Source organism: Pseudomonas chlororaphis subsp. chlororaphis, from assembly GCF_003945765.1.
Lineage (GTDB): Bacteria > Pseudomonadota > Gammaproteobacteria > Pseudomonadales > Pseudomonadaceae > Aquipseudomonas > Aquipseudomonas chlororaphis.
The window spans coordinates 1-20,865 of sequence record NZ_CP027712.1 but is presented as its reverse complement, the minus strand read 5'-3'; the positions used below and the strand labels follow the sequence as shown (position 1 = coordinate 20,865).

Sequence of the window (20,865 nt, the reverse complement as noted above, 5' to 3'; positions counted from 1 at the left end):
TGAATTTCGTGAGCCAGCCTACGCCAGCCGTGCGTACCTTCCAAGACTTGATCCTCGCCCTCCAGCAATACTGGGCCGAGCAAGGTTGTGTGGTACTTCAGCCCTACGATATGGAAGTAGGCGCCGGCACTTTCCATACCGCCACGTTCCTGCGCGCCATCGGCCCGGAAACCTGGAACGCCGCTTATGTGCAGCCCAGTCGTCGCCCGACTGACGGCCGCTACGGCGAGAACCCGAACCGTCTGCAGCACTACTACCAGTTCCAGGTGGTCTTGAAGCCGAACCCGGAAAACTTCCAGGAGCTGTACCTGGGCTCGCTCAAGCACGTCGGCCTCGACCCGCTGGTGCACGACATCCGTTTCGTCGAAGACAACTGGGAATCGCCGACCCTCGGCGCCTGGGGCCTAGGCTGGGAAGTCTGGCTCAACGGCATGGAAGTGACTCAATTCACCTACTTCCAGCAAGCCGGTGGCATCGAGTGCTACCCGGTGACCGGCGAGATCACCTACGGCCTGGAACGCCTGGCCATGTACCTGCAAGGCGTGGATTCGGTCTACGACCTGGTCTGGGCCGACGGTCCGTTCGGCAAGGTGACCTACGGCGACGTGTTCCACCAGAACGAAGTGGAGCAGTCGACCTACAACTTCGAACACGCCAACGTCGAGAAGCTGTTCGAACTGTTCGATTTCTACGAAAGCGAAGCCAAGCGCCTGATCGAGCTGGATCAGCCGCTGCCGTTGCCGAGCTATGAAATGGTCCTCAAGGCCTCGCACACCTTCAACCTGCTGGATGCCCGTCGCGCGATCTCCGTGACCGCACGCCAGCAGTACATCCTGCGTGTGCGCACCCTGGCGCGTTCCGTCGCGCAAGCCTACCTGCTGGCCCGCGCCAAGCTGGGCTTCCCGATGGCAACCCCGGACCTGCGTGATGAAGTGTTGGCTAAGTTGGAGGCGGCACAATGAGTGCGCAAGATTTTCTGGTTGAACTGGGCACTGAAGAACTGCCACCCAAAGCCCTGAACACCCTGGCCGAAGCCTTCCTGGGCGGTATCGAAAAAGGCCTGCAGGCCGCCGGCCTGAACTTCGAAACCAAACATGTCTACGCCGCGCCACGCCGCCTGGCAGTGCTGATCAGCGGCCTGGCCACCCAGCAGCCGGATCGCAGCATCAACCTCGACGGCCCGCCGCGCCAGGCCGCCTTCGACGCCGAAGGCAACCCGACCCAGGCCGCCCTGGGCTTCGCCAAGAAATGTGGCGTGGACCTGAGCGAAATCGACCAGAGCGGGCCGAAGCTGCGCTACAGCCAGAGCATCAAGGGCAAGCCGACCGCCAGCCTGCTGCCGACCATCGTCGAAGACTCGCTGAACGACCTGCCGATTCCGAAACGCATGCGTTGGGCCGCGCGCAAGGAAGAGTTCGTGCGTCCGACCCAATGGCTGGTGATGCTGCTGGGTGACCAGGTCATCGACTGCACCATCCTCGCCCAGAAAGCCGGTCGCGACTCCCGTGGCCACCGCTTCCATCATCCGCAAAGCGTGCGCATCACCTCGCCGGCCAACTATCTGGACGACCTGCGTGCCGCCTATGTGCTGGCCGATGCCAACGAGCGTCGCGAGCTGATCAGCAAGCGCACCGAAGAACTGGCGCGCCTGCAGGAAGGCACCGCCATCGTTCCAGCCGATTTGCTGGACGAAGTGACCGCCCTGGTGGAATGGCCGGTGCCGCTGGTGTGCTCGTTCGAGGAGCGTTTCCTCGAAGTGCCGCAGGAAGCCCTGATCACCACCATGCAGGACAACCAGAAATACTTCTGCCTGCTGGACGTCGACGGCAAGCTGCTGCCGCGTTTCATCACCGTGGCCAACATCGAAAGCAAGGACCCGCGCCAGATCATCGAGGGCAACGAGAAAGTCGTTCGCCCACGCCTGACCGACGCCGAGTTCTTCTTCAAGCAGGACAAGAAACAGAAGCTCGAAGACTTCAACCAGCGCCTGCAGAACGTGGTGTTCCAGGAGAAGCTGGGCAGCGTCTACGACAAGGCCGAGCGCGTCTCGAAACTGGCTGCGTTCATCGCTCCGCGCATCGGCGGCGACGCCCAGCGTGCCGCGCGTGCGGGCCTGCTGTCGAAGTGCGACCTGGCCACCGAAATGGTCGGCGAGTTCCCGGAAATGCAAGGCATCGCCGGTTACTACTACGCCCTCAATGACGGCGAGCCGGAAGACGTCGCCCTGGCGCTGAACGAGCAATACATGCCGCGTGGCGCCGGCGCCGAGCTGCCAAGCACCGTCACCGGTGCCGCCGTGGCCATCGCCGACAAGCTCGACACCCTGGTCGGCATCTTCGGCATCGGCATGCTGCCAACCGGCAGCAAGGACCCGTACGCGTTGCGTCGTGCCGCGCTGGGCGTGCTGCGCATCCTGATCGACAAGAAGCTCGACCTGGACCTGACCGAAGCCGTGGCGTTCGCCGTCAGCGCGTTCGGCAGCAAGGTCAAGAGCGCCGGCCTGGCCGATCAGGTCCTGGAGTTCATCTTCGACCGTCTGCGTGCCCGTTACGAAGACGAAGGCGTGGATGTCGCCACCTACCTGTCGGTCCGTGCCCTGAAGCCGGGTTCGGCCCTGGACTTCGACCAGCGCGTGCAGGCCGTGCAAGCCTTCCGCAAGCTGCCGGAAGCCGCCGCATTGGCTGCGGTGAACAAGCGCGTCTCGAACCTGCTGAGCAAGGTCGAAGGCAGCGTGCCGACCACCGTGGAAGCCAAGTACTTCGACAACGCCAACGAGTTCTCCCTGTACTCGGCGATCCAGCAAGCGGACCAGGCCGTGCAACCAATGGCCGCGGCGCGTCAGTACAGCGAGACCCTGGCCCGCCTGGCCGCCCTGCGCGAGCCGGTCGACGCCTTCTTCGAGAAGGTGATGGTCAACGCCGAAGACGCCAACGTGCGGGCCAACCGCTACGCGCTGCTGGCACGTCTGCGAGGTCTGTTCCTCGGTGTCGCCGACATCTCGTTGCTGGGGTAAGGCGTACGTGAAACTGCTGATTCTCGATCGGGACGGAGTGATCAATTACGACTCCGACGCTTACATCAAATCGGTGGAGGAGTGGATTCCGCTCCCCGGCTCGGTCGAAGCCATCGCGCAGTTGAGCAAGGCCGGCTGGACGGTAGCAGTCGCTACCAACCAGTCGGGCATCGCTCGCGGTTACTACGATGTCGCCACCCTCGACGCCATGCACGAGCGCCTGCGCGCTCTGGTGGCCGAGCAGGGCGGCGAACTCGGCCTCATCGTGTACTGCCCCCATGGCCCGGACGAAGGTTGCGCCTGCCGCAAACCCAAGCCCGGCATGTTGCAGACCATTGCCCGGCACTACGCAGTGGATCTGGCTGGTCTATGGTTTGTGGGCGACAGTCTCGGTGACCTGGAAGCCGCAAAAGCCGTCGACTCTCAGCCAGTTTTGGTAAAGACCGGGAAAGGCGAAAAGACCCTGGGGAAAACCCTACCGGTAGGCACCTTGATTTTTGACGACCTGGCGGCAGTTGCCGCTGAACTTATCCACAATTAGAGTCCTTCTGAGATCCTGACCAAGGATTGTTCGGGAGTGCGCTTTTTTAGAGGCGGGCAATGCCCGCAACGGTAAACGCCGCTATGTCGATCCTGCAGGCAATCAGAACCTTCTTCTTTTACCTGCTGCTGGGCACCAGTTCGTTGCTGTGGTGCTCCCTGAGCTTTTTTATCGCGCCCTTCCTGCCGTTCAAGGCGCGCTATCGCTTTATCAACGTCTATTGGTGCCGCTGCGCGTTGTGGCTGACCAAGGTGTTTCTCAAGATCAACGTGGAAGTGAAGGGCGCGGAAAATATCCCCGAGCGTCCTTGCGTGATTGTCTCGAACCACCAGAGCACCTGGGAGACGTTCTTTCTCTCGGCCTATTTCGAACCGCTGAGCCAGGTGCTCAAGCGTGAACTGTTGTATGTGCCGTTCTTCGGTTGGGCCATGGCCATGCTGCGTCCGATCGCCATCGACCGCGACAATCCCAAGGCCGCGCTCAAGCAGGTCGCCAGCAAGGGCGACGAGCTGCTCAAGGACAATGTCTGGGTGCTGATCTTCCCGGAAGGCACCCGGGTGCCTTACGGCCAGATGGGCAAGTTCTCCCGCAGCGGCAGCGCCCTGGCGGTCAATGCCGACTTGCCGGTGCTGCCGGTAGCGCACAACGCCGGCAAATACTGGCCGAAGACCGGCTGGCTCAGGCACCCCGGCACTATCACCGTGGTGATTGGTGCGCCGATGTACGCCGAAGGCTCCGGTCCACGGGCCATCGCCGAGCTCAACGACCGGGTCGCGGCCTGGAATGAGCAGGCGCAGCGGGACATGGGTTCGCTGCCTCCGGTAGCCGCGGCGCCGGACAAAATGGCCATTTGAGTTTCTGTGGATAACCTGTGTACCGTTTTATTGGAAATCGCTATATAAAATCCATAACTATATGATTTATATACATATTTCATAAACCCATAAAATACCGGAAAAGGTGCATAAGTTTTCTGGATACGAAAAAACCGGCCTGGAGCCGGTTTTTTTTTCGCCTGTCGATATTCAGTCCGTGAGCAGAGGTAATTGCAGGCTGAAGGTCGTCCCCTCGCCGACCACACTACGGCAGACAATCCGCCCTTCATGCCGGTCGACCACCGCCTTGACCATCGACAACCCCAGCCCCAGGCCTTCGCTGCCTTGGGCCGAGGCGAAGCGCTGGTACTGCACGAACAGCTGCGGCAGTTCATCGGCCGCAATGCCTTTGCCCTGGTCGGTGATATCGCAGGTCAGCCAGCCTTCCGTACACGCGACTTGCACCCGGACAGTCGAGCCCGACGGGCTGTACTTGATGGCGTTTTCCAGCAGGTTGAACAAGGCCCGGGTCAGCAGGGACTGATCGGCCAGCACCATGCCTTCGGCATCATCGTCGAGGTCATGCACCAGCTGGATGTTTTTCAGCTGGGCGATGGTCATGGCCTGGTCGAACGCGTCCAGCACCAGCATGGCGAACATGCTCGGCTGGAACTGATAGGCCTCGGACTCGGCCTTCGCCAGTTGCACGAAGGCTTCGGTGAGCCCCAGGGCGCGACGCACCTGGAGTTCGATCTGACTGTAGATCCGCGTGTCGCCCGAGCCCTGGTGCCGCTGTACATCGAGCAAGGCCAGGATCGCCGAATGAGGCGCGCGCAGGTCATGGGACAGGAAGCGCAACAGGGTTGCCCGCTGCTGTTCGGCGTCCCGTTCCAGGCTCAGGTCGGTGAGGCTCAGCAGCCAGCCGATCGGCGTATCGCTGTCGATCGGCAGCAGGGGCGCCAGGTCCACGCGCAGGCTGCGCTGCTCGATATCGCGAAATTCCACAGGCTGCAGTTGCGACAGGGCAGGGCGTTGCTCGTCCTGCAAACCGGGATAACCCAGGCCGGCCAACTGCCGGACCAGGTCCTCGCCGATCAGCGCGTTGCCGAACACTTCGCGAGCATTGCGGTTGGCCAGCAGCACGCGACCGTCCGGATCGCTGATCAGGGTGGCCACCGGCAGGTATTCCAGGCCATCGGCAATGAAGCGGCGGGTGTCGCGGGTGCGACTCAAGGCCTGTTCCAACGCCACGATCTGCCCCTGCAGCACATCCCCTGCGGGAGCCTGGGTGCGTCGGCGTTCGGGCAGCACCTTAGGCTCGCTGTCCAGGCGCGCCAGCTCCCAGCCGAAGTAGGCCAGGATCACGCTCAGGCGGCGCCAGTTCCAGATCAGGTACGCCAGCAACATCCCCAACAGGCTGGCCACCGGTGGCCACCACAGCCCCAGACGCAGCAGCCCGGCCGAACCGAGCAGGGCAGCCGCCATGCAGGCCAGGGTCAGCCACAACGCATGCCGCGGCCGCACCAGCAGCAATCCCAGCAAGGCCGCCACCAGCAGCACCGACAGCGCCGCGACCGGCCATTGCCCGAGAGCGACGATGGTGCGCTGCTGCAACAAGCCATTGAGCAGGTTGGCCTGGATCTCGATACCTGGGGTGGTGCCGACACTGGCCGACTGCGGGGTGACATAGCGGTCACCCAGGCCGGGCGCGGTGGTGCCGATCAGGATCAGCTTGTCGCGCAACAGCTCCGGCGGGACTTCGCCGCGCAATACGCTGACATAGGGAACACTGGGGAAACCGGCATGGGGACTGATGAAGGGGATGCGTACTGGGTTGCTGCGCAGCCAGCCCTGGGCGATCTGCGCGGTGTCCGAACCGGGCATCGACAGGGCCGTGCCCGGGTATGCCTGTTGATAAAGCAGCCAGGCCAGTTGCGCCTTCGGTGCCTGCGGTGGGCCTTCGCGCAGATAGACGCTGCGAACCGTGCCGTCGGCGTCGGCCTCGGCATTGATATGGCCGACCGCCTTGGCGCACTGACTCAACGGCGGCACCGGTTCGATCTCGCCCAGCGGCTGGCCGTAGCGGGCCACGCTCTCGCGCAGCAGGGGCAGGAATACCTTGCCCTCGCGGCAGACCGCCTGGGCCAGTCGTTGATCGTTTTCGGGAACGCTGTCGGGTTCGCTGAAGATCACGTCGAACAACACACCCTGGACCTTGGCCGCCGTCAGCCGATCCAGCAGGTCGGCGTGCAGGGTGCGCGGCCAGGGCCACTGGCCCAGCTGCTGCAGGCTGTAGTCGTCGATGGTGATCAGCAGCAGCCGCGAATCGACCAGCAGCGGGCTGAGCCGCCGCAGGTTGTCATACAGCAGGTTATTCAGCGCCAGCCCGTGGCTCAACGACAGCAGGGCGGTCAAGGGCAGCAGGATCAGGCTGACCCATGCCCATTCCCGCACCAGACCGCCAAACAGTCGCTGGGCTTGCGTCGGCTCCCGGCCCTCGGGTCGGCGCCAGCGCCTCACCGACAAACCGCCGCGCACTTACTGAACACGCGTGGTCCTGGGGTAATAGAAGATGTCATAGACGCCCGTCTCTCCTTCGAGTCCGTGCTCATCGAAAGCAGAAAGGCGGACATGATAAAAAAACGCTTCCAGGCCGCTGAAGTTGACTTCCGGCGTGCTGGAGAACTGTTCCTGCTTGATATTGAGGAAACTTTTGTCAGTCGCCACCTGGGCCCGGTAACGCTTGGCGCCCGGCAAGGGCTTCATGATCAGCTGCCAGACCGGCAGATCGCCCGTCTGGCCCGCCTGGCCCATCAGTTGCGGTGCAGGCAACAGATCGACTGGTTTCAACGGGCCTTCTTTCTGGATACGCAAACCTTGGCGAGCCATGACCTGGACTTCACCGGGAACCGGCCCGACCGGTTTATCCACAGGGCGTTTCTTGCCCTTGGTCTTTTTCGGCGCTTCGTCATCTTCGCGGTTGACCGCTACCTGGCCGTTGAGCACTTCCACCAGCGACAGCTGATCGTCGTTACGCACCCGGAAGTGCGTGCCGCGTACGCCCAGCACGCCGATCGGCGTGACGATCTGGAAACGGTCGTAATCGCTCGGGCGCTTGATGACATAGGATTCGATCTGCCCCTGCTCGAGCGCGACCTGGGGGATCGCATGTTCTTCGTTCAGGTGCAGGGTGATTTGGGAACTGGAGGGCAGTACCACCAGCGAACCATCGCCCAGGGACAGGCTGACGAATGCCGAAGGCGAGGTCTTCACCCCTTCGAGTTCATCGACGCTCATGCCTTCTTCCAGGGGTACCTGGTTGCCCTTGGCATCCAGCTTCCAGGCTTCGCCCGTGAGGTGCTCGACCGTCGCCGGCAACGGCTGGCCACGGCATTGCTGGTTTTCATCGATATAGGGAGGGCGCTTGGGTGCTGCAACGGCAGCCTGCACCGTGGAAAAGGCCAGTGCGCTACCGAGAAGAAACGACACGAGCATGGCCCGGTGGCGGATGTGCAAGGAGGTCATGGGTTCATAGGTCCGTAGTCGCGCTCTTCTGAAGTCCGTGCCATTAGAACTGCATTGTTAGCGTTCTGACCATACCTCTCGAACCAAGGCCGGCCAGGGTCATTCCCTTACGGGATAAACAGCACAACCGCTGGAGAGCGGCTGCGCTGTTTGGCTCCATGCCGGCCGGATGCGAATCGGCGCATCCGGCCGCACAGGTCAGTCCCGCTCGATGGAGATCAACCGATAGGCCAGGGCTCCCAGCCCTGCGCCCAACAGAGGTGCTACCCAGAACAGCCACAGCTGGGACACTGCCCACTCACCGGCGAAGAAAGCTACCGCAGTGCTGCGGGCCGGGTTGACCGAGGTATTGGTGACCGGAATGCTGATCAGGTGGATCAGGGTCAGCGTCAAGCCAATGGCAATCGGAGCAAAACCGGCTGGAGCACGCTTGGCGGTGGCACCCAGGATGATCAGGAGGAACATCGCCGTGAGCACAACTTCGGTCAACAGCGCAGCAAACATCGAGTAACCACCAGGCGAGTGCTCACCATAGCCATTGGCCGCGAAGCCCGCCGACGCGTCGAAACCGACCTTGCCGGAAGCGATCAGGAACAGCACGCCACCCGCGGCGAGTCCACCGAGAACCTGGGCGACGATATAAGGCAGCAGCCGGCTACCCGGGAAACGCCCACTCAACCACAGGCCAACCGAGACCGCGGGGTTGAGGTGAGCCCCGGAAATCGGACCCAGTGCGTAAGCCATGGTCAGGACGCTCAGGCCAAAGGCCAGGGCTACCCCCAGATAACCGATCCCGAACTGCGGAACGCCGGCCGCCAGAACGGCGCTCCCGCACCCGCCCAGGACCAACCAGAACGTACCGAAAAACTCAGCGCCGAATGTCTTCATCAGAGGCCTTCACAGATAAAAAATGAGGAGTTGTTTGTTGGCTGGCGCCGCCGTGGGGCCGCGCGGGAGAGGAGGGATGACACATCCCTGTGTCGAAGCATTACGTCCTGAGGAGGCACTCCCTGTATTCCCCTGTACTGCAAATCGAGGCCAAGCCTCGGTCTGACGCCCGCCAATCCGGCGGTTGACACTCCCTGTGTCGGAGCACTTCCGAATGCCCCTGTGTGCCACTCAGCGACTACGAATTTACCGGCATGGTGTGGAGGCCGGGCCGGTTTGCAATATTTGTTCAGAATTGTCTGATCTAGAACACCCAACGCTGCTGCTCCTGATAGACCATAGGCTGGGTCATCTGTGGCGCGCTGATCGGGGCGAATCCCTGGGAATCGCTGAATCCGATAGTGGTTACGGATGGGCTGAAATAGCGCTGCACCGGCAAGGCGTAGTCCGAAGACGGCAGCGCAGGCTGCTCCGCGGTCGAACCCAGGCTCAGGCAAGCCGCGAGCATCAGTACGATAAATCGAGCCAGGTCCGCTGCCCGCGCAATGCCTGCGTAGAGCAACCGCCCCTTCCCCAGGATGTTCCCCATAGTCCTTTTCCTTGCACGTTCGAGCCGGTATCGTTCTGCAATGAATGCAGGCCGGATGGACAGTGCTCCTGTCGGCTACCGGCTATATGACATCAGCGTACCGAGCAAAGGTATGAACCAGAGCAATTCGCCACAATTGTTCAGATTCGTCTGATCAGCCTAAACTCAGCGCCAGGTAAGGCCTCAAATAAAGCAATCAGCATTCTCTCGCGATAAAAGGAACTGCCCCGCATGCGTGTCGCAATACTGGATGACGAGCCCGCCGAACTGGCGCGGGTGGAACAGACACTGCGACAGATCCCCGGCCCCGGGGAACAGCCATGGACGCTGCACAGCTTCGAGCGTGGCGAGGATCTGCTGCGGCAGCTGCGGCGCGAAACCTTCGACCTGCTGATTCTCGACTGGCAGCTGCCGGACCTCAGCGGGCTGTCGTTGCTGCGCTGGACCCGTGAACACATGGAGGCGCCACCGGCGGCCATCATGCTCACCAGCCGCGATGCCGAGAGCGATATCGTCCAGGCCCTGAACACCGGTGCCGACGACTATGTGAGCAAACCTTTCCGCCCCAACGAACTCAAGGCACGGGTAACCGCCGTCCTGCGGCGTCACGGCTTGCAGCGATCGGCAGCCGTCGAAGTGCAAACCTTCAACGACCTGGCCTTCGATGACGCCGAGCTGACCGTAACCCGTGCCGGCAGCCCGATCAGCCTCACCGAACGCGAGTACCGCCTGGCCCGCTGCCTGTTCGCCAACCTGGGTCGGCCGTTATCCCGGGAATACCTCTACGAACGTTTCTGGACCCACGAGGAAATCGTCTCCTCCCGTCCCCTGGACACTCACATCTACCGCTTGCGCAACAAGCTGGGGTTGACCGCGGATCGTGGCTGGCAGTTGCTGACCATCTATGGTTATGGCTATCGCCTGGAAAGTGTTTCGGCGGCCGAGTAGGGCGCCCCTTTTAACCAGGCAATAAAAAAGGTCAACGCTGAGCGTTGGCCTTTTTTATTTCGGCGATGCAACCCGGATGTAGGTTCACAAAATAGATGGTTCGGGAGCCCCAGCAAACACTGGTGAAGAATCACCTTTTTTGTGAGTCAGCCTACTCGTCTCACACAATAGTTGGTTCCACGTGGAACATGGGGCACACCGCGTCATGGGGGCGGAGACGCTACAGCCAATAGGCCAATCCCCGTAGCTTAATAAAGGCTCATGTCAGCCACTCTAGGCAAGGTACGCGGCAGCTTTTTAAAGATGTCACACAACTCCGTTCCCCCGTTTTAGCTCAATACGCAGTAGCGAAGCTCAACGCACTAATCGTCCTCCTGAACGTACTGATCCTTGGGCATGGATAGCGCTTGATTCAGACATAGAGGCTGTGAACGGACACACCCGATTGCACAGCCATCTCCGAGACAGAAGCTACTTTCGATCACTTATTGACCATCTGCCTTTTTTAGTTCTTCGGGCTGGCGCAGCTGTTCGTGTGGCACCTCCTATAGGCGCCTCATTGTTTGGCTTGGAGGCTTTAACCTTGGGGTATCGTGATTGATGGAAATCATGTGAGATTCGCTCCCGGAATGAAAATGACGACAGCCCCGGATATACCTACTTTCATGCACGACAGTCTGCACAAATGGATATTAATACAGTATGTGTTTATATACAGTTAAGGCGTAGTATGCTCACGAGCAAGCCCAGCATTATCTGAGCTTCACCGCTTAGGGCAGTGTGTACTTTGGGCGATAATCGATCCGATAGATATGAGGTGAGAATGGAAAGTCTACCGAGCATGCTTGGCGTCGTTTTGGGCGTGGCACCAGCATTTATAATCCTAAGTGCAGTGAAAGGCATGCAGCCTTGGCGCATTTGGACATTGATAGCCGGCCTTGCCTTGGTCGCAAACGCAACACTGATGCTAGGGATGATGACGGATTTTGCGCCTCTTTTTAAAGCTTTGCAGAGCCAGGGCACTCTGACAGAAGAAGTAGCATCGAACGCCCAAAAGCATCTGGCCCTCTGGGTCGTTATGTTTCCGGCGATTGTCGGCGCTATTGGTGCAAATTATCTCACCGCTTGGTTTCAATCAAAAAAACCATGAGCTTTGCCTGTCCAAACCGTGGGATTAGTGCCCAAGAGAGCCTGAATAGCTAGCGTCAGGTCAGGCTTCGCTAGCATTAAGGCACTCTCCAACCATGGCTTGAATGTCTAGAAACCAGGGGCGATTCAGATGATAGAGTTACGTCATTCCGAAAGCGTCCCCGTTGACGCCTTCTTCTTGCGAGGCGAACTTTCCTTCTTGGGTTTGGGCACTTCTGCTCCTCGCTTGGTGAGGTCAATACCGATGACCTGTATATCCTCAACGTGGGGATAGCGGGGAGCGAGGAACAGCCAATGCTGCTGCAATGCGGTAACAAGTTCGTTGAAAGCTACCCTTTTATTACCAGGAAGTGTCCAGTGTTGCCGCTGACCGAAAACTGACCCAGTAAAGGCTGTTCTGCCGACTGAAAACTGCCCAGGTTCCAATAGCTTCTACACAGAGAGCAGGCGAGTAGCCCCTTATCCCTGCCGCCGAATAAATGCCTCGATCAACTTGCTGACCTCGCCAGGACATTCGAGCCCCGCCAGGTGCGCCGCGCCTTGCATTAGCACGAATGACGCCCCCGGAATCACCTGCGCCATAGCACGGGTCTCGGCCACGGGGAAGGTCGCGTCCTCAATGCCGGCCACGACCATCACCGGCGTGCGGACCGTGCGCAGCAGCGCGTCCTGAGATGGGCGGCGGATCACCACACTTTCCACTGCCCAACGCACCGAGCGGAAGTCGACCCGCGCTAGCGCGGCGCGGACCTGGGCCACCACCTGGGGCCGGTCGCGGCGACTGGTGGGTCCTAGGAACGCCGCCGTCGCGCTGGTACGCAGCGGCCCGCGGATGCCCCGCAGCAGGCGTCCGAGCGACACCATCAGCCTGAATTGCAGGCGCTGGGCAGGGCCGCAAGGAGAGGCCGTGCCGTTCATCAGCACGGCCACGCCCACCCGCCCCGGGTAACGCGCGGCGAAGGTCCCGCCGATCATCGCGCCCCATGAATTGCCGACGTAATGGGCGCGATCGATGCCCAGCCCGTCCATGACCTGGACGATGCATTCGGCGCAGGTAGAAAAGTCGAAATGGCGTGTGAGCGCCGTGCTGCCGCCGTGACCGGGTGGGTCGATCAGCACCACCCGGTAGCGCTCGGCCAACCGCTCCGCCACCCCCTGCCACATCGTACCGTCCATCAACAGGCTGGGCCAAAACAGGATCGCCGGTCCGTTCCCGCCGACGCGCACGCGCAACTGCCCGAGCACCGTCGGCAGGGTTCTGTGTTCAAGGCGTTCTTGGTTCATGCTAGGCCCTCGGCGCGTATGGAGAGCGTGCAGCATAGGCTGCCGACAGCCCCGACGTAGCGCGTGAATACCACCCGATCCGATGGCGAAATGTCGCTTGATCTTAAACCTGGCTTTAAACCTAGGCTTGCGAGAACTTCACCGATCGAGTTCTGTCCCATGAACCTCTTCGACCCGCTGCAACTGCCCAACGGTGCCACTGTTCCCAACCGCCTGTGCAAGGCGGCGATGGAGGAGAATATGAGCGATGCCGAACATGCTCCCTCCGAAGCGTTGTTGTGCCTGTATCAGACTTGGGCCGACGGCGGCGCTGGGTTGATCCTCAGCGGCAACGTCATAGTCGACCGCCACGCGCTGACCGGCCCGGGCGGCGTGGTGCTGGAAAGCGACCGGCAACTGCAGCACTTCACGTAATGGGCCAAGGCTGGGCGCAGCCGGGGCGCGCAGTTCTGGTTGCAGATCAACCACCCCGGCCGGCAGATGCTCGCCAGCCTTGGTCAGCCAACCATGGCGCCGTCGGCGGTGGCGCTGAAGCTCGGTGCCCTGTCGCGGATGTTCCAGGTGCCGCGGGAGATGATCGAGGCGGACATCGCTGAGGTTGTCCGTCGCTTCACCCACACCGCCGTGCTCGCCGAGCAGGCCGGCTTTACCGGCGTGCAGATTCATGCCGCCCATGGCTACCTGCTCAGCCAGTTCCTCTCGCCGCTGAGCAACCGCTGGGGCGGCTCGGTGCAGAACCGCGCCCGCCTGCTGCTGGAGATTATCCGCGCGGTGTGCGCGCAGGTGGCGCCGACCTTCTGCGTGGCGGTCAAGCTCAACTCTGCGGATTTCCAGCGCGGCGGCTTCGATGTCCACGACGCACGACGAATGTTGGAGATGCTCAATGAGCGGCCGGTGGACCTGGTGGAACTCTCCGGTGGCAGCTATGAGGCGCCGGCCATGCAGGGCGACACACGCGACGGCCGGACCTTGGCCCGCGAGGCGTACTTCCTAGAATTCGCCCGCGATATGGTGACCTGCGCGCGAATGACGCTGATGGTCACCGGTGGAATCAGCCGGCGCGAGGTGGCACAGCGTGTGATTGCCGACGGCGTCGCCATGGTGGGCATGGCCTCGGCCCTGGCCATCTATCCGCAACTGCCCAAGGTCTGGCGCGACCATCAGGGCATGCAGGCCCGCCTGCCGATGATCCGCTGGAAGCACAAGCTGCTGGCGGCCCGCGCCTACATGGCCAGCATCAAGTACCAGATGCGCGCTCTCAGCCGTGGTCGCGCGCCGAGGCATGACTGATGATCGAAGCACCTAGGCGGCGTGCATCAAAAGCAGAAACATTACGGTCGAAAAAATCCACGCATGAGCACCATTGCCTGAGCGTGAAATGCAACAGTTCCGAGTTGAGCAAGCTGTATCAGCGCCGGGGGCAAAAAACCAAGGTTTTGCTTCACAAGCGGATGATCCACACCGTCATCGGCCTACCCGACGGGTTGTTCTCCGGATCTTCGACTGCTGCTTCAGTGATGATTCTCAATACGGTGAAACCATCCGACTCCATTCGATTCGTGAAGGTGACAGATGAGTTCACCGCTAGCGGCCCCGAAAAACGCACTGAACTGACCAAGCTTCCACAGTTACTGAGCACCGTGAACAATCCGATGGCGATCAAAATCGCCGTTAGCGAGATTGTGCCAGACGATTGCAACCTTGAAGTTAGTCGATACCTGCCGGATGAAGAGATATGCAAACTGAGCGCGGCACTGTCCATTCAGCCCACCAATAAATTGATCGACCATGGGGCCATATTTATAGATCAATACATAGAAAAACCCCGGCACGAGGCCGGGGGCTTTCATTAGAGAGCGACAATAACCCGCCCACTCGCGACACTTAATGTGCCCATCGACACCGGGTCAGAAGTCCAGGTTGGATACCGCCAGGGCGTTGCTTTCGATGAAGTCGCGACGAGGCTCGACCGCATCACCCATCAGGGTGTTGAAGATCTGGTCGGCGCCGATGGCGTCTTCGATGGTGACCTTGAGCATGCGGCGCACGCTTGGGTCCATGGTGGTTTCCCACAGCTGGTCCGGGTTCATCTCACCCAGACCTTTATATCGCTGGATGGTGTGGCGTTTGGTGCTTTCGGTCATCAGCCAGTCCAGGGCTTCCTTGAACTCGGTCACTGCCTTCTTGCGCTCGCCGCGCTGAATATAAGCGCCTTCGTCCAGCAGGGAGCTCAGTTGAGCCCCGAGGGTGACGACGGTCTTGTAGTCATTACTGCCGAAGAAATCGCGGTTGAAGGTGACGTAGTTCGACAGGCCGTGGGAGATCAGTTCGACCTCTGGCAGCCAGACATTACGTTCACGGTCTTCACGCAGACTGGCCTTGTAGACCAGGCCGGACTTCTCGACGGTGCGCAGGCGGACTTCATACTGGGCCAGCCAATCCTGCATCGCCGCGTGATCGGAGAGTTGCTCCAGGCTCACGGCCGGCAGGTAGATGAAGTGCTCGGTCAGCTCTTGAGGGTACAGGCGCGACAGACGCTTGAGGGTCTTCATGACCATGCGGAAGTCGTTCACCAGGCGCTCCAGCGCCTCGCCGGAAATACCCGGTGCTTCTTCGTTCAGGTGCAGGCTCGCATCTTCCAGGGCCGACTGCGTCATGTACTCTTCCATGGCGTCGTCGTCTTTGATGTATTGCTCTTGCTTGCCTTTCTTGACCTTGTACAGCGGCGGTTGAGCGATGTAGATGTAGCCACGCTCGATCAGCTCCGGCAACTGACGGAAAAAGAAGGTCAGCAGGAGGGTACGGATGTGCGAACCGTCGACGTCGGCGTCGGTCATGATGATGATGTTGTGATAACGCAGCTTGTCGATGTTGTACTCTTCGCGGCCGATGCCGCAACCGAGTGCAGTGATCAAGGTGCCGACCTCTTGCGAGGAAATCATCTTGTCGAAGCGCGCTTTCTCGACGTTGAGGATCTTGCCCTTGAGCGGCAGGATCGCCTGGGTCTTACGGTTGCGTCCCTGCTTGGCGGAGCCGCCAGCAGAGTCACCTTCCACCAGGTAGAGTTCGGAAAGAGCAGGGTCTTTTTCCTGGCAGTCCGCCAGTTTGCCCGGCAGGCCGGCGATATCCAGCGCGCCTTTACGACGGGTCATCTCACGGGCTTTACGCGCCGCTTCACGGGCACGGGCGGCGTCGAGCATCTTGCCGACCACCAGCTTGGCTTCGTTCGGGTTTTCCAGCAGGAAGTCGGAGAAGTACTTGCCCATTTCCTGTTCGACCGCGGTCTTCACTTCGGAAGACACCAGCTTGTCTTTGGTCTGGGAGCTGAACTTCGGATCCGGCACCTTGACCGAAATGATCGCGGTCAGGCCTTCGCGGGCATCGTCACCGGTGGTGGCGACCTTGTGCTTCTTCGCCAGGCCTTCCTGTTCGATGTAGTTGTTCAGGTTACGCGTCAGTGCCGAACGGAAGCCCACCAGGTGGGTGCCGCCGTCGCGCTGCGGAATGTTGTTGGTGAAGCACTGCAGGTTTTCGTTGAAGCTGTCGTTCCACTGCAGTGCGATTTCCACGCCAATGCCGTCTTCACGCTGCACATTGAAGTGGAACACCTGGTTGACCGCAGTCTTGTTGGTATTCAGGTATTCAACGAACGCACGCAAGCCGCCTTCGTACTTGAACAGTTCTTCCTTGCCGCTGCGCTCGTCCTTCAGAACGATACCAACACCGGAGTTGAGGAAGGACAGTTCACGAATCCGCTTGGCCAGGATGTCCCAGCTGAAGTGGATGTTCTTGAAGGTTTCGCTGGAAGCCTTGAAGTGAATCTGGGTACCGGTGGTTTCGCTGTCACCGACGATAGCCATAGGCGCCTGAGGCACACCGTGAACGTAGGTCTGTTCCCAGATCTTGCCACTGCGGCGAACGGTCAAGACCAGTTCTTCGGACAGGGCGTTCACTACCGACACACCCACACCGTGCAGACCGCCGGATACTTTGTAGGAGTTATCGTCGAACTTACCGCCGGCGTGCAGCACGGTCATGATGACCTCGGCTGCGGAAACGCCTTCTTCTTTATGCACGTCTACCGGGATGCCGCGACCGTTGTCGCGCACGGTAATGGATTCGTCCGGGTGGATGATGATGCTGATGTCGTCGCAATGGCCGGCCAGAGCTTCGTCGATCGAGTTATCGACCACCTCGAACACCATATGGTGCAGACCGCTGCCATCGTCGGTGTCACCAATGTACATACCGGGACGTTTGCGTACGGCATCCAAACCTTTCAGCACTTTAATGCTGCTCGAGTCGTACGTGTTTTCTTCGCTCATGCCTTCACTCCCGATGGTCGTGGGTCTGGGTGATACGGCCCTGTTCCACGTGGAACAGGGCAACTGGCGTTTCCGTCTGCCAGCCTTCCCTCAATAATTCGTGGTCTACACAGGTGATGAACACCTGGCAGCGTAAGTCTTCCAACAAGCGACAAAGTGCGCGGCGATGCTGCTCATCCAGTTCGGACGGCAAGTCATCCACCAGATAAATACACTGACCGCGCCGGGCCTGGCTGACCAGATGCCCCTGGGCGATCCGCAAGGCACAGACTACCAACTTCTGCTGACCGCGGGACAAGATGTCCGCAGCGTTGTGTGCGCCCAATCTGAGACGCAAATCAGCACGTTGGGGGCCGGCCTGGGTATGACCCATTTGCTGATCACGATGGAGGGATGTCGCGAGCACTGCACTGAGCTCTCGCTCTTTATCCCAACCACGGTAATAGCTAAGCGTTAAGCCCTCGAGCTCTACCAGCTCGCTCAAGGTCCGCTCAAAGACTGGTTTCAAGGCTTTGATATAAGCGCGGCGGTATTCATCAATTTCAGCGCTGGCCTGACACAGCTCCCTGTCCCAGGCTGCTTGCGAAGCGGCGTCAAGTGTACCATGCCGCAGCCATGAGTTCCGCTGCCGCAGGGCCTTCTGCAAGCGCTGCCAGGTTGACATGAAGCGGGGTTCCACGTGGAACACGCCCCAATCAAGGAACTGGCGCCTGATTTTCGGAGCACCTTCCAGCAGGCGGAAACTGTCCGGGTTGATCAACTGCAGGGGTAGGATCTCCGCCAGTTGCGCGGCGCTGCGGGCGTTCTGCCCGTCGATACGGATCTGGAATTCGCCCTGCCGGTCGCGAGATATCCCCAGGCTGCTATGTCCGCCTTCTGCCAGCTCGACCTGACCGAACACCGTACAAGCGAGTTGTTCGTACTGGATCACCGGCAATAAACGGGCACTGCGAAACGAGCGAGCAAGCCCCAGCAAGTGGATGGCTTCCAGCACGCTGGTTTTGCCACTGCCGTTGGCGCCGTAGAGGAGGTTGATGCGGGGGGAGGGGGAGAAGGTCACCGGGTGTAGATTGCGCACCGCGGTGACCGAGACGCGACTGAGGGACATCTAGCTTCTGCTGAGCATGATTACAGGCGCATCGGCATGACAACGTAGGCCGAGTCATCGTTGTCGGATTCCTGCACCAGCGCACTGCTGTTGGAATCGGACAGGATCAGGCGTACCTGTTCGGTGGTCATCACGCCCAACACGTCGAGCAGGTAGCTCACGTTGAAGCCGATCTCCAGCGAGCCGCCGTTGTATTCCACGCCTACTTCTTCTTCCGCCTCTTCCTGCTCCGGGTTGTTCGCCTGGATTTTCAGCTGACCGTTGGCCAGTTGCAGACGGATACCGCGGTACTTCTCGTTGGACAGAATCGCGGTACGGCTGAAGGCCTCACGCAGCGCCTGACGGTCGCCCAGTACCAGCTTGTCACCGCCCTTCGGCAGCACGCGCTCATAGTCCGGGAACTTGCCGTCGACCAGCTTGGAGGTAAAGGTGAACTCGCCGGTGGTAGCACGAATGTGGTGCTGACCCAGCACGATGCTGACGATGCCATCCGGCTCGGTGAGCAGGCGGGCCAGTTCCAGGATACCTTTGCGCGGTACGATCACCTGGTGGCGATCCGGCTGACCGATATCGGCCTGCATCGAGCACATGGCCAAGCGGTGACCGTCGGTGGCCACGGCGCGGATGATGCCGGCGGAGACCTCCAGCAACATGCCGTTGAGGTAATAACGCACGTCCTGCTGGGCCATGGCGAAGCTGGTGCGCTCGATCAGGCGACGCAGCTTGCTCTGCTCCAGCTGGCAGGTCAGCGAGCCCGGGCCTTCTTCCACGGTCGGGAAGTCGTTGGCCGGCAAAGTGGACAGGGTAAAGCGGCTACGGCCAGCCTTGACCACCAGCTTCTGCTCGTCGACCTTGATGTCGATCAGCGCATCGTTCGGCAGGCTCTTGCAGATGTCCATCAGCTTACGCGCCGGGACAGTGATTTCGCCTGGCTCCGCCGGCTCTTCCAACTGCACGCGACCGACCAGCTCGACTTCCAGGTCGGTACCGGTCAGCGACAGTTGCTGGCCTTCGACAACCAACAGCACGTTGGAAAGTACCGGCAAGGTCTGACGACGTTCGACGACGCCGGCGACCAGTTGCAGGGGTTTCAACAGGGCTTCGCGTTGAATGGTGAAATGCATGGTCTAGTCCCTTGCCTTAATAAGCTGCGCTGGAGTCATCAAGTGGTCAGAGTACGCAGCAGGTTCTTGTAGTCCTCGCGGATGTCCGCGTCGGATTCCTTAAGTTCATTGATCTTGCGGCATGCGTGCAAGACCGTGGTGTGATCGCGGCCGCCAAACACATCGCCGATTTCCGGCAGGCTGTGGTTGGTCAGTTCCTTGGACAAGGCCATGGCTACCTGGCGCGGGCGCGCGACAGAACGCGAGCGACGCTTGGACAGCAGATCGGAGATCTTGATCTTGTAGTACTCGGCGACAGTGCGCTGAATGTTATCCACAGAGACCAGCTTGTCCTGCAGGGCCAGCAAGTCTTTCAGCGATTCGCGAATCAACTCGATCGTGATATCGCGCCCCATGAAGTGCGAGTGGGCGATGACACGCTTGAGCGCACCCTCCAGCTCACGCACGTTGGAGCGAATCCGCTGGGCAATGAAGAACGCCGCATCGTGAGGCAGTTCGACTTTGGCCTGGTCGGCTTTCTTCATCAGGATCGCGACGCGGGTTTCCAGTTCCGGTGGCTCTACCGCCACCGTCAGGCCCCAGCCGAAGCGCGATTTCAGGCGTTCTTCCAGGCCTTCGATCTCCTTCGGATAGCGGTCACTGGTGAGAATAACCTGTTGGCCGCCTTCGAGCAGGGCGTTGAAGGTGTGGAAAAACTCTTCCTGGGAACGCTCCTTACGGGCGAAGAACTGGATATCGTCGATCAGCAACGCATCCACCGAACGGTAGAAACGCTTGAATTCGTTGATCGCGTTGAGTTGCAACGCCTTGACCATGTCCGCCACGAAGCGCTCGGAATGCAGGTACACGACCTTGGCATTCGGGTTCTTCTTTAATAGGTGGTTACCCACAGCGTGCATCAAGTGGGTCTTACCCAAACCTACGCCCCCATAAAGGAAGAGCGGGTTGTAACCATGCTTGGGGTTGTCGGCTACCTGCCAGGCCGCGGCGCGGGCCAGCTGGTTGGACTTGCCTTCCACGAAGTTTTCGAAGGTAAAGGTGCGGTTCAGGTAACTGGTGTGTTTGAGCGCACCTTCCACCTGAACGGTGCGCTGTTCGGCGCGTACTGGAGCCTGCTGCGAGCTGGCCCCCGCCATCGGGTCGAAGCTGTCACGAGAGGGTTCTTCGCTGACTTCGGCGGCTTTCTGGGTCGCCGGTTTGGTCGGTGCGGCCGGAGCCGGCGCAGCGACCGGGGCGGCAGCTGCCTGCTGAACCTGAGAAGCAACCGCGGCGGCCAGCGGAGCATTGGGTGCCGCACGAGGAGCGGAACTGCGTTTGCTGCCTATTAATAAGGAAAGCGCCGGCGCCATGCCATTGCCATGCTCATCCAGCAGCTCGAGCACGCGGCCCAGGTACTTTTCGTTGACCCAATCGAGAACAAAACGATTCGGTGCGTATACACGCAACTCGTCGCCTTCGGCTTCGACCTGTAGCGGACGGATCCAAGTGTTGAATTGCTGGGCAGGCAGCTCATCACGCAGAAGCTCCACGCACTGCTGCCAAAGTTCCACTGACAC

16 protein-coding genes and 1 pseudogene are annotated in these 20,865 nt (G+C 60.5%); 8 read left to right on the top strand and 9 right to left on the bottom strand.

Going from position 1 to position 20,865, the window contains the following annotated elements; genetic code table 11:
- Nucleotides 1-8: 8 nt before the first annotated feature.
- The 4 genes from glyQ to C4K27_RS00075 all read left to right on the top strand — a co-directional run bounded on the left by glyQ (nucleotide 9) and on the right by C4K27_RS00075 (nucleotide 4,408).
- Entirely contained in the window at nucleotides 9-962 is a 954-nt protein-coding gene (glyQ, locus tag C4K27_RS00090; RefSeq protein ID WP_003177094.1) for a glycine--tRNA ligase subunit alpha, read from the top strand.
- A complete protein-coding gene (gene glyS, locus C4K27_RS00085; protein WP_007921024.1) occupies nucleotides 959-3,013 on the top strand; it encodes a glycine--tRNA ligase subunit beta in 2,055 nt (684 codons plus the stop codon). The genes glyQ and glyS overlap by 4 nt, the downstream gene beginning before the upstream one ends.
- Before the next feature lie 7 nt (nucleotides 3,014-3,020).
- Complete coding sequence (gene gmhB, locus C4K27_RS00080; RefSeq protein WP_009041473.1) at nucleotides 3,021-3,554, top strand: D-glycero-beta-D-manno-heptose 1,7-bisphosphate 7-phosphatase; 534 nt, start codon at nucleotides 3,021-3,023, stop codon at nucleotides 3,552-3,554.
- An 83-nt stretch (nucleotides 3,555-3,637) separates the two neighbouring features.
- The gene (locus C4K27_RS00075; protein WP_053263217.1) at nucleotides 3,638-4,408 is read left to right on the top strand and encodes a lysophospholipid acyltransferase family protein; all 771 of its coding nucleotides are present in this window, start codon (nucleotides 3,638-3,640) and stop codon (nucleotides 4,406-4,408) included.
- A 171-nt stretch (nucleotides 4,409-4,579) separates the two neighbouring features.
- Here C4K27_RS00075 and C4K27_RS00070 read toward each other — a convergent pair whose 3' ends face one another.
- From C4K27_RS00070 to C4K27_RS00055, 4 genes are all read right to left on the bottom strand, one after another.
- Nucleotides 4,580-6,895, bottom strand: a complete 2,316-nt coding sequence (locus C4K27_RS00070; protein WP_053263279.1) for a CHASE2 domain-containing protein — start codon at nucleotides 6,893-6,895, stop codon at nucleotides 4,580-4,582.
- Between the two features lie 12 nt (nucleotides 6,896-6,907).
- On the bottom strand, nucleotides 6,908-7,894 hold the full coding sequence (locus C4K27_RS00065) for a FecR family protein (protein WP_053263216.1): 987 nt from the start codon (nucleotides 7,892-7,894) through the stop codon (nucleotides 6,908-6,910).
- 198 nt (nucleotides 7,895-8,092) lie between these two features.
- On the bottom strand, nucleotides 8,093-8,782 hold the full coding sequence (aqpZ, locus tag C4K27_RS00060; protein ID WP_007921032.1) for an aquaporin Z: 690 nt from the start codon (nucleotides 8,780-8,782) through the stop codon (nucleotides 8,093-8,095).
- A 304-nt stretch (nucleotides 8,783-9,086) separates the two neighbouring features.
- On the bottom strand, nucleotides 9,087-9,371 hold the full coding sequence (locus tag C4K27_RS00055; RefSeq protein ID WP_053263215.1) for a hypothetical protein: 285 nt from the start codon (nucleotides 9,369-9,371) through the stop codon (nucleotides 9,087-9,089).
- A 231-nt stretch (nucleotides 9,372-9,602) separates the two neighbouring features.
- Here C4K27_RS00055 and C4K27_RS00050 point away from each other — a divergent pair, with 231 nt between their 5' ends.
- Nucleotides 9,603-10,319, top strand: coding sequence for a response regulator transcription factor (locus tag C4K27_RS00050; protein WP_007921041.1), 717 nt, complete (start codon nucleotides 9,603-9,605; stop codon nucleotides 10,317-10,319).
- An 823-nt stretch (nucleotides 10,320-11,142) separates the two neighbouring features.
- The gene (locus C4K27_RS00045) at nucleotides 11,143-11,469 is read left to right on the top strand and encodes a hypothetical protein (protein ID WP_125737953.1); all 327 of its coding nucleotides are present in this window, start codon (nucleotides 11,143-11,145) and stop codon (nucleotides 11,467-11,469) included.
- Between the two features lie 458 nt (nucleotides 11,470-11,927).
- On the opposite strand, the gene C4K27_RS00035 is transcribed toward C4K27_RS00045, so the two are convergent.
- On the bottom strand, nucleotides 11,928-12,752 hold the full coding sequence (locus C4K27_RS00035) for an alpha/beta fold hydrolase (protein WP_053263213.1): 825 nt from the start codon (nucleotides 12,750-12,752) through the stop codon (nucleotides 11,928-11,930).
- Between the two features lie 159 nt (nucleotides 12,753-12,911).
- Between C4K27_RS00035 and C4K27_RS00030 the strand changes: the two are divergent.
- Nucleotides 12,912-14,030 (top strand): annotated as a pseudogene (locus C4K27_RS00030) (NADH:flavin oxidoreductase/NADH oxidase family protein); the annotation flags it as partial.
- A gap of 11 nt (nucleotides 14,031-14,041) precedes the next feature.
- Nucleotides 14,042-14,605, top strand: a complete 564-nt coding sequence (locus C4K27_RS00025) for an N-6 DNA methylase (RefSeq protein WP_081002352.1) — start codon at nucleotides 14,042-14,044, stop codon at nucleotides 14,603-14,605.
- A 54-nt stretch (nucleotides 14,606-14,659) separates the two neighbouring features.
- Here the strand turns inward: C4K27_RS00025 and gyrB are convergent, their stop codons facing one another.
- Genes gyrB through dnaA form a run of 4 tightly spaced genes read right to left on the bottom strand, consistent with a single transcriptional unit; the run spans nucleotide 14,660 to nucleotide 20,865 of the window.
- On the bottom strand, nucleotides 14,660-17,077 hold the full coding sequence (gyrB, locus tag C4K27_RS00020) for a DNA topoisomerase (ATP-hydrolyzing) subunit B (protein WP_007924471.1): 2,418 nt from the start codon (nucleotides 17,075-17,077) through the stop codon (nucleotides 14,660-14,662).
- 4 nt (nucleotides 17,078-17,081) lie between these two features.
- Entirely contained in the window at nucleotides 17,082-18,185 is a 1,104-nt protein-coding gene (gene recF / locus C4K27_RS00015; RefSeq protein WP_007924472.1) for a DNA replication/repair protein RecF, read from the bottom strand.
- 20 nt (nucleotides 18,186-18,205) lie between these two features.
- Entirely contained in the window at nucleotides 18,206-19,309 is a 1,104-nt protein-coding gene (gene dnaN / locus C4K27_RS00010; protein WP_007924473.1) for a DNA polymerase III subunit beta, read from the bottom strand.
- A gap of 38 nt (nucleotides 19,310-19,347) precedes the next feature.
- A complete protein-coding gene (dnaA, locus tag C4K27_RS00005) occupies nucleotides 19,348-20,865 on the bottom strand; it encodes a chromosomal replication initiator protein DnaA (RefSeq protein ID WP_009041466.1) in 1,518 nt (505 codons plus the stop codon).

Bases quoted from the DNA above. Each gene is read 5' to 3' on its own strand.
- C4K27_RS00045 (WP_125737953.1), top strand. From the start codon at position 11,143: ATGGAAAGTCTACCGAGCATGCTTGGCGTCGTTTTGGGCGTGGCACCA.
- glyS (WP_007921024.1), top strand. From the start codon at position 959: ATGAGTGCGCAAGATTTTCTGGTTGAACTGGGCACTGAAGAACTGCCA.
- dnaN (WP_007924473.1), bottom strand. From the start codon at position 19,309: ATGCATTTCACCATTCAACGCGAAGCCCTGTTGAAACCCCTGCAACTG.
- C4K27_RS00065 (WP_053263216.1), bottom strand. From the start codon at position 7,894: ATGACCTCCTTGCACATCCGCCACCGGGCCATGCTCGTGTCGTTTCTT.
- aqpZ (WP_007921032.1), bottom strand. From the start codon at position 8,782: ATGAAGACATTCGGCGCTGAGTTTTTCGGTACGTTCTGGTTGGTCCTG.
- C4K27_RS00075 (WP_053263217.1), top strand. From the start codon at position 3,638: ATGTCGATCCTGCAGGCAATCAGAACCTTCTTCTTTTACCTGCTGCTG.
- gyrB (WP_007924471.1), bottom strand. From the start codon at position 17,077: ATGAGCGAAGAAAACACGTACGACTCGAGCAGCATTAAAGTGCTGAAA.
- recF (WP_007924472.1), bottom strand. From the start codon at position 18,185: ATGTCCCTCAGTCGCGTCTCGGTCACCGCGGTGCGCAATCTACACCCG.
- C4K27_RS00035 (WP_053263213.1), bottom strand. From the start codon at position 12,752: ATGAACCAAGAACGCCTTGAACACAGAACCCTGCCGACGGTGCTCGGG.
- C4K27_RS00050 (WP_007921041.1), top strand. From the start codon at position 9,603: ATGCGTGTCGCAATACTGGATGACGAGCCCGCCGAACTGGCGCGGGTG.
- C4K27_RS00055 (WP_053263215.1), bottom strand. From the start codon at position 9,371: ATGGGGAACATCCTGGGGAAGGGGCGGTTGCTCTACGCAGGCATTGCG.
- C4K27_RS00025 (WP_081002352.1), top strand. From the start codon at position 14,042: ATGATCGAAGCACCTAGGCGGCGTGCATCAAAAGCAGAAACATTACGG.